Source organism: Paraburkholderia unamae (assembly GCF_003096875.1).
Lineage (GTDB): Bacteria > Pseudomonadota > Gammaproteobacteria > Burkholderiales > Burkholderiaceae > Paraburkholderia > Paraburkholderia unamae.
Genome location: NZ_QEOB01000038.1, coordinates 1 through 14,487 on the forward strand (window position 1 = coordinate 1; position 14,487 = coordinate 14,487).

The 14,487-nt window shown below is 63.6% G+C and carries 15 protein-coding genes and 1 tRNA gene; 6 read left to right on the plus strand and 10 right to left on the minus strand.

Features of this window, described 5'->3' with window-relative positions:
• Positions 1–269: 269 nt before the first annotated feature.
• Positions 270–443, minus strand: a complete 174-nt coding sequence (locus C7402_RS47255) for a hypothetical protein (protein ID WP_165822956.1) — start codon at positions 441–443, stop codon at positions 270–272.
• Positions 444–601: 158 nt separating this feature from the next.
• Between C7402_RS47255 and C7402_RS47260 the strand changes: the two genes are divergently transcribed.
• Positions 602–745, plus strand: a complete 144-nt coding sequence (locus C7402_RS47260; RefSeq protein WP_165842119.1) for a hypothetical protein — start codon at positions 602–604, stop codon at positions 743–745.
• 26 nt (positions 746–771) lie between these two features.
• Here C7402_RS47260 and C7402_RS42390 read toward each other — a convergent pair whose 3' ends face one another.
• The 4 genes from C7402_RS42390 to C7402_RS42405 form a co-directional block, all read right to left on the minus strand.
• Positions 772–2,127, minus strand: coding sequence for an MATE family efflux transporter (locus tag C7402_RS42390; protein ID WP_244315071.1), 1,356 nt, complete (start codon positions 2,125–2,127; stop codon positions 772–774).
• Positions 2,124–2,432: a DUF2288 domain-containing protein gene (locus C7402_RS47915; RefSeq protein ID WP_112177731.1), complete on the minus strand. Its 309-nt coding sequence runs from the start codon at positions 2,430–2,432 to the stop codon at positions 2,124–2,126. Before C7402_RS47915 ends, C7402_RS42390 begins: the two co-directional genes overlap by 4 nt.
• 676 nt (positions 2,433–3,108) lie before the next feature.
• A complete protein-coding gene (locus tag C7402_RS42400) occupies positions 3,109–3,822 on the minus strand; it encodes a peptidoglycan DD-metalloendopeptidase family protein (RefSeq protein ID WP_112177730.1) in 714 nt (237 codons plus the stop codon).
• A 165-nt stretch (positions 3,823–3,987) separates the two neighbouring features.
• Entirely contained in the window at positions 3,988–4,902 is a 915-nt protein-coding gene (locus C7402_RS42405; RefSeq protein ID WP_116614803.1) for an aldose epimerase family protein, read from the minus strand.
• 496 nt (positions 4,903–5,398) lie between these two features.
• On the opposite strand from C7402_RS42405, the gene C7402_RS42410 reads away from it, so the two are divergent.
• Both C7402_RS42410 and C7402_RS42415 read left to right on the plus strand, forming a co-directional pair.
• A complete protein-coding gene (locus tag C7402_RS42410) occupies positions 5,399–6,229 on the plus strand; it encodes an undecaprenyl-diphosphate phosphatase (protein WP_112177728.1) in 831 nt (276 codons plus the stop codon).
• 131 nt (positions 6,230–6,360) lie between these two features.
• A tRNA-Arg gene (locus C7402_RS42415) sits at positions 6,361–6,437 on the plus strand.
• Positions 6,438–6,553: 116 nt separating this feature from the next.
• Here the strand turns inward: C7402_RS42415 and C7402_RS42420 are convergent.
• From C7402_RS42420 to C7402_RS42430, 3 genes are all read right to left on the minus strand, one after another.
• The gene (locus tag C7402_RS42420; RefSeq protein ID WP_116614804.1) at positions 6,554–7,216 is read right to left on the minus strand and encodes an SGNH/GDSL hydrolase family protein; all 663 of its coding nucleotides are present in this window, start codon (positions 7,214–7,216) and stop codon (positions 6,554–6,556) included.
• Positions 7,217–7,285: 69 nt separating this feature from the next.
• Positions 7,286–7,681 carry a PH domain-containing protein gene (locus C7402_RS42425; protein ID WP_165842120.1) on the minus strand — a complete coding sequence of 132 codons (396 nt, stop codon included), beginning with the start codon at positions 7,679–7,681 and terminating at the stop codon, positions 7,286–7,288.
• Between the two features lie 269 nt (positions 7,682–7,950).
• Positions 7,951–9,537 carry an acid phosphatase gene (locus C7402_RS42430; protein ID WP_208949088.1) on the minus strand — a complete coding sequence of 529 codons (1,587 nt, stop codon included), beginning with the start codon at positions 9,535–9,537 and terminating at the stop codon, positions 7,951–7,953.
• 289 nt (positions 9,538–9,826) lie between these two features.
• Here C7402_RS42430 and C7402_RS42435 point away from each other — a divergent pair, with 289 nt between their 5' ends.
• Positions 9,827–11,239 carry a cytochrome-c peroxidase gene (locus C7402_RS42435; RefSeq protein WP_116614806.1) on the plus strand — a complete coding sequence of 471 codons (1,413 nt, stop codon included), beginning with the start codon at positions 9,827–9,829 and terminating at the stop codon, positions 11,237–11,239.
• A gap of 40 nt (positions 11,240–11,279) precedes the next feature.
• Here C7402_RS42435 and C7402_RS42440 read toward each other — a convergent pair whose 3' ends face one another.
• Positions 11,280–11,531 (minus strand): hypothetical protein, encoded by a 252-nt coding sequence (locus tag C7402_RS42440; protein ID WP_112177724.1) that lies wholly within the window; start codon positions 11,529–11,531, stop codon positions 11,280–11,282.
• 194 nt (positions 11,532–11,725) lie between these two features.
• Here C7402_RS42440 and C7402_RS42445 point away from each other — a divergent pair, with 194 nt between their 5' ends.
• Together C7402_RS42445 and C7402_RS42450 are read left to right on the plus strand one after the other, a co-directional pair.
• Positions 11,726–12,115, plus strand: a complete 390-nt coding sequence (locus C7402_RS42445) for a hypothetical protein (protein ID WP_112177723.1) — start codon at positions 11,726–11,728, stop codon at positions 12,113–12,115.
• 7 nt (positions 12,116–12,122) lie between these two features.
• The gene (locus C7402_RS42450; protein ID WP_112177722.1) at positions 12,123–12,572 is read left to right on the plus strand and encodes an NUDIX domain-containing protein; all 450 of its coding nucleotides are present in this window, start codon (positions 12,123–12,125) and stop codon (positions 12,570–12,572) included.
• 87 nt (positions 12,573–12,659) lie between these two features.
• On the opposite strand, the gene C7402_RS42455 is transcribed toward C7402_RS42450, so the two are convergent.
• Positions 12,660–14,378: a glutamine--tRNA ligase/YqeY domain fusion protein gene (locus tag C7402_RS42455; RefSeq protein ID WP_112177721.1), complete on the minus strand. Its 1,719-nt coding sequence runs from the start codon at positions 14,376–14,378 to the stop codon at positions 12,660–12,662.
• Positions 14,379–14,487: the final 109 nt, after the last annotated feature.

Here is a 14,487-nt window from a genome sequence, read left to right on the forward strand (position 1 = left end):
CCCTTCCCATCCCGAACAGGACCGTGAAACAACTCCACGCCGATGATAGTGCGGATTGCCCGTGTGAAAGTAGGTAATCGTCAGGCTCCTTATGCAGTAAAGTCCAGAACCCCGGTGTCTCCGAAAGAGAACCGGGGTTCTGGCGTTTGGGCGCGGGAAAAAGAAGGAGCTGCCTTCGGGCAAAGCAAAAGCCTCCCTCGACTAATTTTCGCTAGTCGCGTGGAGACTCAGGCAACTGGCGCGTACGCAAAGCGCGCGCACCGCTGGGTTCAGTGTCTGCGACGAACCCGGTCGAGCACATGATGCTCGGCCAGCCAGTGATGCATCATGCCTTCGCCGTCGTGCTCCTTCCGGTAGGCGCGCGATTCGAAAATCGATAGCCCAAGCAGCACCAGCAGACCCACAGCAAGACCAATCAGACCCGCAATCGTTTCGGCATCCATGGCAGCCTCCGTTGGTTGCAGCCATGCTCGTATCTTAGAACAGTGTTGCAACGGAAAAAATAGCCAATGCAGCCACGCCGCCACATATTGCGAGCCGTGATCGGATAACCGTTCAGGAAGGATTTGAGCCGATGCACCGTGTTTATCTGGCCCTTGTCATGACCATCATGCTTGCGGCATGCGCCGACAACTCGACGTCCCGCCACCACGGCACGCCGCCACAGGACCCGCCCGATTATCACGGCGTGCCAACCGACGACAGGCCGCCGGTGATGATCGAGAATCCGCCGCCGGCGCAATGAACGCGGGGCGGCGCGAAGCCGCGCGTTTAGCGCAGCGTCGCGGAGGAGGCGGGGCCGATCGCGCCGCTGACGCGAGGCAGCAGCGGTGAAAGCGTCAGGCCGCGCGCGGCCATGAAGATGAGCAGCGCAACCCAGAGACCGTGATTGCCGAATGGGCCGACCAGCGCCCACGACGCACAAAGAAACACGGCCAGCGATACCACCATCGCCTGCATCAGCTCGCGCGTGCGCGTCGCTCCGATGAAAACGCCGTCGAGCAAAAAGCCCCAGACGGAAACGAGCGGCGAAAGCGCTGTCCACGGCAAGAAGGTTTGCGCCGCAACGCGCACTGACTGCTGGTCGGTGAGTTGTTCGATGATCCAGGGACCGCAGACCCAATAGATCGCGGAAAAGCCCAACGCGCCCAGCGCCGACCAGAGCAGGTTTATCTTCACTGCCTGACGAAAGGCGTTGCGGTTCCCCGCGCCGATCGCCGCGCCAACCAGCGCTTCGGCTGCATGTGCGAAGCCGTCGAGCCCATACGCCATGAAGGTCTGGAAGTTGAGGAGGAGGGCGTTGGCGGCGAGGATGGCGTCCCCCTGTTTGGCGCCGAGGCGGGCGAACCAGCCAAACGAGCCCAGCAAGCAAAGGGTGCGCAGAAAGATATCGCGATTGATGGCGACAAGCCGCTTGAGCGCCGCGGGCTCCAGCACGGTACGCAGCGCGAGCGGCGCAAGCCCGCGAGGGCGCAGTTTCCACAGCACGCACGCACCAAACACGAAGCCGAGTGTATCGGCGGTGGCCGTCGCCGCGCCAATGCCGGCGATGCCCCAATGCAGTCCGTAGACGTAGGCGAGCACGGCAACGACGTTCGACAAGTTGATGAAGATCTGCGAAGCCAGTGCAATGCGCACGCGCTGGGTGCCGAGCAGATAGCCCAGCACGACATAGTTGGCCAAAGCAAACGGAGCGGAGCCGATGCGCGCCTGGCAGTAAACGCTCGCGTTGTGCTGCACTTTCGCGCTGCCGCCTATGCCGTCGAGCGCATAGCGGATCAACGGCGACTGAATCAGGAGGATTGCCGCGCCGATCGCGAACGCGAGCAGCAGCGCACGCACGACATTGGCGCGTAAGGCGGAAAAATCACGTGCGCCGAACGACTGGGCGACGAGCCCGGTCGTCCCCATGCGCAGGAAGCCGAAGCCCCAGAACACGAAGTTGAAAAAGAGGCCGCCCAACGCAACGCCGCCAAGGTCGGCGGCGCTGCCGAGGTGGCCTGCCACCGCGGTGTCGACGGCGCCAAGTATCGGTTGAGTCAGATTGGCCAGGACAATCGGAAACGCGAGCGTCAGCACGCGCCGATGCCAGCCTCGCTGGTCGGGCAGGGCCTCGGCGCCGCTCAAGCGCGTTCCTGCACGCAAACCCACGGCGAGACGACGACGGCCCACAGCTCCGGTTTGCGCGCTGCGAAGTCGGCTGCGGTTTCCGCTTGCATGCGTTCGACGAGACCCGCAGACAGCCATTGGGTCACGGCGGTCCCGTCGTCGTTGGCGATGGCTTCGGCCACGCTGACGAGATCGAGGTCACGCGCCACGCGCAGCAGCTTGCCTTGCGCGAAGAAGCGTTCGAGATCCTGCCAGTCGATCTTGGCGGTTTCGCCGAGCAGCTTGGCGTAAAGCGGACTGGGATTGGCGTCTTCGGTAGTCATGATGTGATGGGAACTTGTTGCGGCCGATACTATAAACGATAGCGCGCCATGCGACGGCAGGGCGCGATGATGAGCGGCGTACCACACCCTGACCAGGCCATTAATCAGGTTAATGACCGATAACCAGGTTCGAGCCGCCAAAATACAGACAAAAAGACTGATTTAAAGAATCAAATGTCTGATCTAAGCGAATTGCGAATTGGTGTATCAAAAACGTACACCCACTCGAATTAATGCGCCGTTACGTGCGCTCGCCCACTAAAGACGGCGAGCTGGAAAATACCTAAAGAGCGGCGCTTTAAAGAGGCAAAAGGCGTCGGCATAGACGCCGCTGTAAGGCAAGTCTAAGCGACCGGAAAGCCCCGCCCAGAAAGCGTTTCCACTACCCGTCACAAGGCCGGGGAGCCTCGTCGCGGCAAGGGCTTTTATGCGTATCGGAGGTCAGTCCCGCTTCCCGATTCGTCGTTGAAAAGTGATGCGACACATAATCCGTGCGCCGTAGCACATTTTCGGCGTAATTAAGTGATTGCGCCGCAAGAAGCCGATTGATAGATTGCGATTCGGCGCATGGTAAACCGGTCCTTTGCCGATATGCGCCAAACCCCCGTTAGCCCGGCTCTATGCCGGGCTTTTTTTTCGTCTGTCGAATGGCGGTGCAAAGGTGGAACGGCAGCGTTTAGCGAGCGGGCAGTTGGCGCGTCGGATCGATCGAGCGTCCCTGGTAGCGCAGCTCGAAGTGCAGCATCACGCGATCATTGTCGGAGCTGCCCATCTCCGCGATTTTTTGCCCTTGCTCGACGCTCTGACCTTCCTTCACGAGCAGCGTTTGATTGTGCGCGTAGGCCGTCAGGTACTCACCGCTATGCTTGATGATCAGCAAATTGCCATAACCACGCAGACCATTGCCGGCATAAACCACGGTGCCCGGCGCAGCCGCGACGATCGGCGTGCCTGCCGCGTTGGTGATGTCGATGCCCTTCGAATCGCGCCCGTCGAAATTGCGGATGACCTGGCCGCTGGTCGGCCAGACGAGCGAGATCGACGGTGCAGCGGCGGCCGACGATCCTGCCGAAGCATCGGTAGCGTCTGCGTTATCGCGCGCGGCGGACGCGGACGCGCCCGTGCGCGGCGTGGGACTGGTGCGCACGCTTGCCGTGCCCGCGGGCGGTTCGACGCGCAGGACCTGTCCGACTTCGATCGCATCGGGGTTCGACAGATTGTTCCAGCGCACGATGTTTTGCACGGACTGGCGATTGTTGCGTGCGATCTTAAAAACGGTGTCGCCGCGTTCCACGCGGTAATAGCCGGGTCCGACCGGCGCCGATCCACACGCGGCGAGCAGCGCGACGAGCGCCGCACATGCGATCCGTCTGATTCCTGATGCCAACATTGAACCTCGCATGACGCTGCCTTGCGGCTGACCGATGGCCGCCGCGCTGGCAAAACGCCCGATTTTAGCGGGTTTGCCGGCGTAGCTGGAATTTCGCCTGACAAATGCCTGACGCAACCGGGTGAAGATACGGATGCAGCCCGGCGTAGCGTCCGGCAAACGCGCTTAGCTGGCGAGCGTTTCGACGCCGATGAGCAACGTCGCCGTTTCGGTGTGTCCCGCCGCGAGCGAACGCAGACCCAGACCGTTGTGAATCGCGTCGGGCAGCCCGAGCCAGGGCTCGACGCAGTAGAAGTCCGAGTCGTCGGCTTCCGTCCATGTCGTGACGGCATACCAGGGCAGCGAGCCGGGCCGGTCGAGATCGATCGTCACGCGCCGGCCGAGTCCAGGCGCCACGAGTTGCACGAGAGAGGCGGGCGGTGTCGGTTCGAGCACATGGAAGCGGTCGATGATGCTCGCGTCGTCGAGCCGATATTGAGCGGCGCCGGGTTCGGGCGCGCTGATCGAACCGTCCGCGAGTTGATAGCGGCGCTGTCCGGACGGCATATCTAGCGTGGTCTGCGCGCGCTGTGCGTGAGGCAACGCGAAATAGAAGTGGTGACCTGCGTACCAGGGAAGCGGCGTCGAGCCGGTATTGGTCACGCTCAGTGACACGTCGAGCGTGTGCGCGTCGGCCAGCCGGTAGACCGCTTCGAAACGAAAGGCGAACGGATAGCCGGTGCGCGTGGCATCGGAGTCGACCAGCGTCATGCGCAGCCCGTGCCCGTCGTCGTCCACTTGCGCGGCGAACGGCAGGTCGCGCGCGAAGCCGTGCATCGGCAGATCGCGCACCACGCCCTGGGCGTCGCGCCAGCGTCCGATCTGACCGTCCACGCGATGGCGCCCGAGGAACGGGAAGAGCAGCGGGTTGCCGCCGCGCACGCGCGCCGGCTGGCCCCAGTTCGCATTGTCCGGCCACACGATGACCGGTTGCCCGGCGATGTCCCACGAGAGCAAGCGTCCACCGGCCCACGGCGCGAAGCGCAGGGTGGAGGCGCCACGGGAAAGAGTGAGGATGTCCTGCTGCGGATGAGCGTTCATGGGCAAGCCTGAAGTCGGTGGAAAGGATGCGGCGCGCGTGCGCCAGGCAGGCGGATTGTGCGCCGCTTTCGCATGCGTGGAAACCCTCGTCGGGAAAGCGTGAGTTTTGTTCAAGGGCGGGAATCCGCATAATTCGCATGACCGTGCGCTAGCGCACAGAGCATTTTCGCAGGAGACGTCCATGGACCTCGCAATGGCAATGAGCATGGCGCTGTTCAGCCTCTTTGTCGGCAGCAGCGCGTATTTTTTCTACAAGATGGCGCGCTGACCGCTCACGATTGCGTCCCGCATCACGTCTCCACCGACGAGCGCCGACAGGCGCGCTCGCGTCAGGTTCTAGTCATTCGCAGACAATTTTGTTGCGACGCAGTAACTTTTCCGACAAATGACTCCCGAAGCTTGGCGCTGCAATTCGTGCCAGGCATAATCGGTGCGCTTTGCCGCACCGACTCCGCGACGGTCCGGCCCCTTACACCATCATTACGAGGATCCGCGCGTGAGTCTCTGGTTTCTATTCTTCCTGAGCGTGTTGCAAGGTGTCACCGAACTCTTCCCCGTGAGCAGTCTCGGCCACACGTTGCTTGTGCCGGCCGTGTTCGGCATGCACATCGACAAGCACGCGCCGCAGTTGCTGCCGTTCCTCGTTGCGTTGCACCTGGGGACCGCGGTCGCGCTGCTCTGGTATTTCCGCGAGCGCTGGGTCGCGCTGATCAGCGGCTTCTTCAGCTCGCTGGCCGGCCGCAAAAACGATGATGGCCACATGATGTGGGCGCTCATCATCGGGACGATTCCGACGGGTATCGTTGGCCTCGTGTTCGAAAAGCGCATCGAAGTCATCTTTCACGATCTGCGCATCGTCGCTGCGGCGTTGATGATCAATGGCGTGCTGCTGTGGTTCGGCGACCGCCTCCAGCGCTCGCGCGCGCATCGCCCGCCCGAGAAGCTCACGTTCCGCCAGGCGTTCTTCGTCGGCCTTGCGCAGATCGGCGCACTTGTTCCGGGTTTCTCGCGCAGCGGCCTGACGATGATCGCCGGCAATGCAGCGGGCCTCACCGCGGAAAAAGCCGCTGAGTTCTCGTTCTTGCTCGGCACGCCGATCATCTTCGCGGCCGGCGTGCTCGAACTGCCGAAGCTCTTCCACGCGCGCGACCAGCTCATGACCGCCCTGGTTGGCGGCGTGCTCACCGGTATCGCCGCATGGCTCAGCGTGAAGTTCCTGATGCGCTATTTCGAAGGGCGCGGGCGCCTCGCTTCGTTCGGCCTGTACTGCGTAATTGCCGGCGCGGTGTTCCTTGGCTGGTTTGTGCTGCATCAGCAGCCGGTTTGATCCGGCGTCAGCGTTCCTGCTCCTGACTGGCTTCGTCACGCGCAAGGAGCAGGGCGCGACCGAGCGGGGCGATCGCGGTATAATCCAGCCCCGTCTTCGCGAGGCCCTCATGCGGTCTCGCGCATGGCTACGCGACAGTAGCTCAGCTGGATAGAGCATCGGCCTTCTAAGCCGAGGGTCGGGGGTTCGAGCCCCTCCTGTCGCGCCACATTCCGGGCTTCGCGCCTACGCGGGGCCGCGCCGGGGGCACACGGACCCCATCGCCCAGGCGTCCGACCACAACCGCCGCAGCGCACACCACCGAACCTGCCCCGCACCAAAGACTCAACGCCCGCGCGCGGCCCACGGTTGCAGCAGCGGCGCAATCATCCTCGCGTGTTCTTGCGCGTCGTAATGGTGGTCCCGAGGATCAGCATTCAGCAGCGAGTCTTTTACGACCCCGTTATCGCCCAGCGAGTCCTCATCGAGCATCACATACGCGATGCCGTTGCTGGCGCAGAACGCCTGCATGGCACTGTTGAATGTCAGCGTCAGCTCGGTGCGCTCGCTTTGCGTTGCGCTCACCTCCCTACGCCGGTTCGCGACTTCGCCCCAGTCGGCGCCGTCCCGGATCGTAGGCAGCGGCGTGCTGACACAGGCAACGTCGAATCGCTCGCGTAGTTCGAGCAAAAGCTGCTGATAGTGGGTGAGGGCAAGCTCGACCATTTCATCGACTGACGCGCCGTACTTCTGCGCCCGATACCAGATCACGAATCCTGTATCGACCTCGCCGATCATGACGACGACCTTGCGGGCCTTCGTACTGGCGATGGCTTCATCAAACTTCTGCTTTGCCGCTGTTACTGCATTCGGGTTCGGCAATCCCGACACCGTCGCGCCCGGTACATTGACGACATCGAAGTGATGATCCGGGAATGCTTGAGCCATATGCTCACAGCTGAACACGAGGACGTGAGAGTCCCCGAGTACGAGAATGTCTTCTTTCATGCGCTTGTTTCAGGTCAAAGGGCGGCGACGAGTATAACGGCCCGCAAGACTCGCACAAGAGGCGCCCCCTCACGCCACCAGCCTCAACGCCACCGGCTCTTCAGCCGCCTGCGCGAGCAGCACCAAGCGTCGAAATTCGACCGGACCCGAGATCCCGGGAATCGTCACCGCCGGCGCCTCCGCCCCCGCAACGACAATCGAGCCATAGTCGAGGATCCGTCCCACTACGCTGTGCTCGATCTTCAGGGACGTGATCCGCCCGAGCGGCAACTCCACAGCGCGGCGCCGGATCAGCCCGAAATTCGCGACGAGCCGCTTGTTCGTCAGCGCGAGTTCCGTCGTCCACCACGCGAGCAGCGAGGCGCCGAACAGCAGCAGGCCTGCGACAAAAAACACCACGGCCGAAATCGGCGACGTCCCCATGGTGCCGATGATCACGCCCCAGATCATCAGCAAGAGGCTCAATGTGATTCGGGGCCCCATTGCCCAAAAGCTCGGGTGTCCCTCGCAGACGATCCGTTCGCCGGGGAGGAGAGTCGATTCCACGTATTTCACAATGACCTCCGTCAATACTTGTGCAGACAGCTACTTGTAAGGTAGTGCATGCCTGCGCGTGAGGTCCGTGGTCAAACGTCGCAATCGCTCGTCGGGGTTCCGTGGCAAAAAAACGGGCAGCCCGCAGGCTGCCCGTCAAACCGGATCGAAAGCATCCGGTGATCGATGGTCGATTACGCTTAAAGCTTGATATCGAGTGCGTTGGTCAGGTCACCCATCGACTGGGCGCCGTTGCTCTTGAGCGCGGCGTCGCGGTTCGCGAGGCCCGGCAGGGTGGGCAGCGAGTAGCGGCGCGTGATGAGGCGCAGGATCGAGGTCGTGTCGTACTGCGTATGATCGACGTAGCCCTTCTTCGCGAACGGCGAGATGATCAGCGCCGGAATGCGCGAGCCCGGACCCCAGCGGTCGCCCTTCGGCGGCGCGACGTGATCCCAGAAGCCGCCGTTTTCGTCATACGTGACGACCACGACCATGTTGTTCCACTGCGGGCTCTTTTGCAGATGCGCGATGACGTCGGCAATGTGCTGGTCGCCGCTCGCCACGTCGGTGTAGCCCGCGTGCTCGTTCAGGTTGCCCTGCGGCTTGTAGAACGCGACCGCGGGCAGCGTGCCCGCGTCGATGGCCTTGATGAACTCCGTGCCGTCCATGCCGCCGTCGAGCAGGTGCTTCGCACGTGCGTCGGTGCCTGGTGCGTAGTTCGCGAAGTAGTTGAACGGTTGATGGTGCGGCTGGAAGTTCGGCGCCGTCATGTTCGCGCCGTAGATCACGCCCGACGTGCCGTTCTGCGCTGCGCTCGAGGCCGCGCCCCAGGCGCCGCCGTACCACGCCCATGTGATGCCCGAGTTCGAGAGCAGGTCGCCGATGTTCTGCGTCGTTTGCGCCGGCAGCGTGGTTGCGTTCGACGGGTCGGCCAGGTTCTTGTCGCCGCCCGATGCCGCCGCGTTGCCGCTCGGCTGGTACGGCGGCTGCATCGTGTTGACCGCGTAGAAGTCCGGCGTGAGGTTGCCCGATTTCACGAACTTCGGAATGCCGTCGAGCGCCGACTTCGGCGAATTCGACGCGAGCGTGAGCGAGACACCGTCGGCGTCCACGGCCGAGATCGAGCTCGAGGCCGGGCTCTTGTCCGCATTCGCGTAGAGCGGCGTGCACGCGCAGATCAGCCACTGGTGGTTCAGGAACGAGCCGCCGAATGCGCCCATGAAGAAGTTGTCGGCGAGCGTGTATTGCTGGGCGATTTTCCAGAGCGGCAGCTTTTCGGCGCTCGAGGTGTAGTGGCCCATCACGAGGCCGCCCGAGTCGGCCCACGCGGCGAACATGTCGTTCTTGCCGCCGTGGATCTGCATCTGGTTCTCGTAGAAGCGGTGGTACAGGTCGCGCGTCGTGACCGAGAGCGGCACGTTGTAGCCCTTCGCGTCGTCGATGGCGAACGGTGCGTTCGGCATGTTCTCCGTCATCGCGGCGGTCACGACGGGCGTGACGCCCGTTTGCGTGAGACCGTTCCAGACGGTCGGCAGCGTGGCCAGCACGGAACCGTCGCGGTTGAGCTGCTGCGCGCTTTGCGCGCTCACGTTTTGCAGGCCGTTGGCACCCGGGAACGTGCTGTACAGGTTGTCGAAGCTACGGTTTTCCGCATAGATCACGACGATGTTCTTCACCGACGAAAGGCTGGGCTTGCTGTCGTCGCTGCCGCCACAGGCCGCGACGGTCAGCGCCGCTACGGCTGCTGCCGCGATCGGCGTCGCATGGAACCACTTTTTGCTGATCATTTTTTCTCTCTCGCGTTGGGGGCCCGCATGGAGGCCGGCGCGGGAATGACACCGAGCCTTCGGGCGAGCCGCAGTGTCGCAATGGAATTTGACAGCCATATGTAAATAATTACATTCAGCTTTTCTTTGCCCTGTAATTGCATGACGTTCGTCTTACTTCGTGTCATGTAGTCGTCACATCCCTGACATACGCTTTCGCGACTTCGATGCGCAATGTCCGCGCATCGGCATTCGCATCGCAGCGGCGCGACGCCACGTACGCGTCGCATTCAAGCTTCGGGGATCAGGCATGTTGCGTAGATTGACGCGCCGTTCGGCGCGAACACAGGCTCGATGGCAGGGCGGGGCGCGCCGCCCTGGCCGGTTGTTTGTGGTGGCGGCCGCGCTGTCGTCGTTGTTGATGGCGTGTGACGGTGGCGCGGGAAGCGCGGCCGGCGCAGACGTTGCGGCCGGCGCATCCGGCAGCGCCGCCAGTGCGCGCGACGCCAGCGTGCAGTCGAATTCGCGCGCTGCGCAGGGCGTGAAGCTGATGAAAATCGCCGCCCCCGCGCAAGGCGGCCAGACGCGCGCCGAGGTCTACGCGCAGGTGCGCCGCATGACCGTGCTCGGCAAGCAGATGTTCTTCGATCCGTCGCTCTCGGGCTCGGGCAAGATGTCGTGCGCGTCGTGTCACAGCCCCGACCATGCGTTCACGCCGGCCAACGCGCTCGACGTGCAGCTCGGCGGCGCGGACATGCATCGACAGGGCATGCGCGCGGTGCCGACGCTCAAGTATCTGCAAGCGGTGCCGGCGTTCGCCGAGCACTATCACGACTCCGACGACGAGGGTGATGAAAGCGTCGACGCGGGCCCGACGGGCGGCCTCACGTGGGACGGCCGCGTCGATCGCGGTTCGGACCAGGCGCGCATTCCGCTGCTTTCGAACTTCGAAATGGCGAGCTCGCCGAAGAAGGTGGCGGCGGCCGTGCGCGCGGCCCCTTACGCCGGGGCGTTTCGCGAGGCGTTCGGCGCGGACGTTCTCAATGACGATGACGCCACCTTCAAGGCCGTGCTGAAGTCGTTGGAGACGTTCGAGCAGTCGCCGGAAGTGTTCTATCCGTACACGAGCAAGTACGACGCATATCTGTCCGGCAAGGCGACGCTCGCCGCCGCCGAACTGCGCGGGCTGCAACTCTTCAACGACGAGAAGAAGGGCAATTGCGCGAGCTGCCACATCAGCCAGCGCGCGAAGGACGGCTCGCCGCCGCAGTTCAGCGACTTCGGTCTGATCGCCGTGGGCGTGCCGCGCAATCGCGCGCTCGCGGTCAATCGCGACCCGCGCTTTTACGATCTCGGCGCATGCGGCCCGGAGCGCACCGACCTCGGCCACCGTGCGGAATTTTGCGGGCTTTTCCGCACGCCGACGCTGCGCAACGTCGTGCTCAAGAAGACGTTCTTCCACAACGGTGTCTACCACTCGCTGGAAGACGTGCTGCGCTTCTACGCGCGGCGCGACACGAACCCGGAGGAGTTTTATCCGGTGGTGAAGGGCAAGGTGCAGAAGTTCGACGACCTGCCGCGCCGCTACTGGGTGAATCTCAATACCGATCCGCCGTTCGACCGGAAGCCCGGCGACGAGCCGGTTTTCAACGACGCGGAAATCAAGGACGTGATGGCGTTCCTCGATACGCTCACCGACGGCTGGCACCCGGGCGCGCACTGAGCGCCCGGCTCGGGCAGAGCGGGCAGCCAGGGCGCCCGCATCAGGCGCCCGCGATCCGAAGGCAGGCGAGCGTGAGCACGACGAACGAGGCGAGCAAGGCCAGCGTGCCGATGCGCACCGTGGCGTCCGGCCAGCGCGGGGCGCGTGCGGAATCGGCGGTGAGCCTCGGAGCGGGAGCCTGCGGTACCGACGTAGGCGGCGTATGCGTATAGCACGCGACGAAAGCCATCAAGCCGATACAGACGAGGACCAGCAGGACCGCGAGGGCCCTGAGTACGATGGAGTAGGTCACGTCAGCTTTTCCTGATGGGATGCGTAGGCAGATGACAGGCCGATCGTAGAGATCGGGCGTCGGCGTCGCCATCGGAGCAATCTGAAAAAGCGGGCGGCGGTTTAGGGTGCACGGACGGCCATGCCGGGCAGGCGAAAAAAGGGCGCATGCTATGCTTTTCGCCGAGCCGTACCGCACACCAAGGAGAACACTCAATGGCCAAGTTGCCTCGTACCCTGCGCGCCCTGAATGCTGCGCTGCTCATCACGATCGGCGTGGGCAGTGCGCATGCCGCCAACCTGGGCTTTCTGAACAACACGCCCATGTCGTTCATGAACCAGGCGGACTACAACTCGCTCCAGAACGCCGTGCGCCAGGCCGTCGAGACCAAGGCCGACGGCGAGAGCACGACGTGGACGAACGAAGGCTCGCGTAACGGCACGCGTATCAACTCGACCATCACGCCGTCGAATACGCAAAAGGAAGGCGACAAGACCTGCCGCGACACGGAAGTCGTCATCACGGCGAAGGGCCAGTCGATGACGCTGCGCCCGCACTTCTGCCGCAAGGGCGAAGGCGCATGGGTTTTCCAGAAGCAGCACTGAGCGCGCGGTGAACGGCAAGATCGTGTCGTGCGGCATCGTGCTGCTCGATCCTGAAGGCCGGGTGTTGCTCGCGCACGCCACCGGCACGAATCACTGGGACATTCCCAAGGGGCAGGGCGAGCCCGGCGAAACGCAAGTGCAAAGCGCGCGCCGCGAGATGGTCGAGGAAACCGGCATCGACGTCATGGCGTCGCGGCTCGTGGATCTCGGCCGTTACGCGTACCGGCGCGACAAGGACCTGCATCTGTTCGCCGCCCGTGCGTCGGCGGACGAACTCGACCTGTCGCGCTGCGTGTGCGTGTCGCTCTTTCCGCGCCGCGAAGACGGCGTGATGATCCCGGAAATGGATGCGTGGCGCTGGACCGCGCCGCGCGACGTCGAGCACTACGCGAGCCGCAGCCTCACGCGGTTGTTCGACACGACGCTCTCGCTCGCGGAGCTGCATCGCACGCTTTGATCCGGCCGCGCGAGCAAGCCGCCGCAGAAATGGAAAAAGCCCGCACGAATCCGTGCGGGCTTTTGCATTGCGGGCGCAGCGTGTGCCTTACTTGCCCCAGCTGTCGCGCAAACCGACGATGCGGTTGAACACCGGTGCACCCGGCTTCGAATCGTAGCGATCGGCGACGAAGTAGCCGTGGCGCTCGAACTGATAACGGTCTTCCGGCGCGGCGTCGCGCGCGCCCGGTTCCAGATACGCCTGCACCACGCGCTTCGAGTCCGGGTTGAGCGCTTCGAGGAAGTCGCGGCCGCCCGCGTCGGGCTGCTCTTCGCGGAACAGGCGGTCGTAGATGCGCACTTCCGCCGGCACCGCGTTGTCGGCGGCGACCCAGTGGATCGTGCCCTTGACCTTGTAGTTGCTCGCGCCTTCGGTGCCCGATTTGCTGTCGGGGAAGTAGTTGCAATGCACGGCGACGATATTGCCTTCGGCGTCCTTCTCCGCGCCCGTGCACTCGACAACGAAGCCGTACTTCAGTCGCACCTTGTTGCCCGGGAACAGACGGAAGTAGCCCTTCGGCGGCGTTTCCTGGAAATCTTCGCGCTCGATCCACAGTTCGCGCGAGAACGCGAACGCGCGATTGCCGCGCTCGGGATGGTGCGGATGCACCGGCGCGCTGCACGGCTCGGACTGGCCTTCGGGATAGTTGTCGATGACAAGCTTGAGCGGATCGAGCACGGCGGTCGCGCGCGGCGCCTTGTCGTCGAGGTCGTCGCGCAGCGCGCCTTCGAACACGCTCATGTCGATCCACGAATCGACCTTCGTCACGCCGATGCGCTCGCAGAACAGCTGGATGCTCTCGGGCGTGAAGCCGCGGCGGCGCACGCCGACGATGGTCGGCATGCGCGGGTCGTCCCAGCCTTCCACGTGGCCTTCGGTCACGAGTTGCAGCAGCTTGCGCTTGCTGGTGATCGCGTAGGTGAGGTTCAGGCGCGAGAATTCGATTTGCTGCGGCAGCGGGCGCGTGAATACGCCTGCGTCGGCCAGTTCGTTCAGCACCCAGTCGTACAGCGGGCGATGGTCCTCGAACTCGAGCGTGCACAGCGAGTGCGTGATGTTTTCCAGCGCGTCCGAGATGCAGTGCGTGTAGTCATACATCGGATACACGCACCACTTGTCGCCGGTGCGGTAGTGATGCGCAAAGCGGATACGGTAAATCACCGGGTCGCGCATGTTGAAGTTCGGCGACGCCATGTCGATCTTCGCACGCAGCACGTGCGCGCCTTCTTCGAACTCGCCCGCCTTCATGCGGCGGAAGAGGTCGAGGTTTTCTTCGACGGAGCGATCGCGGAACGGCGAGTTCTTGCCCGCTTCCGTGGCCGAGCCGCGGTTGGCGCGCATCTCTTCCGGCGACTGGCTGTCCACATAGGCACGGCCGCGCTGGATCAGCAGTTCGGCGAACTCGTAGAGTTTGTCGTAGTAGTCGCTTGCGTAGAAGAGGTATTCCTGATCGGCCTTCTTCCACTCGAAGCCGAGCCACGTGACCGCGTCGACGATCGAGTTGACGTACTCGACGCTTTCCTTTTCCGGGTTCGTGTCGTCGAAGCGCAGGTGGCACACGCCGCCATAGCGCTTGGCCACGCCGAAGTTCAGGCAGATGCTCTTGGCGTGCCCGATGTGCAGATAGCCGTTCGGTTCCGGCGGGAAGCGCGTTTCGACACGCTGCGCCCACTTGCCCGACTGGTTGTCGTCGTCGATGATGTTGCGGATGAAATTGGATGCCGCAGGCGCGTCCGTGCGGTCGGCGTCTTTACGTTCGGTATTCATGCGAAAAGGGAGTCGTTCGAGGGCGCCCTGGAAAAGGTAAACAACGCGTAATCGGGCGCCCATTGGTGTCTTCCATTCTACCTGACGCGACCCGCCACGCTAGTCCCGG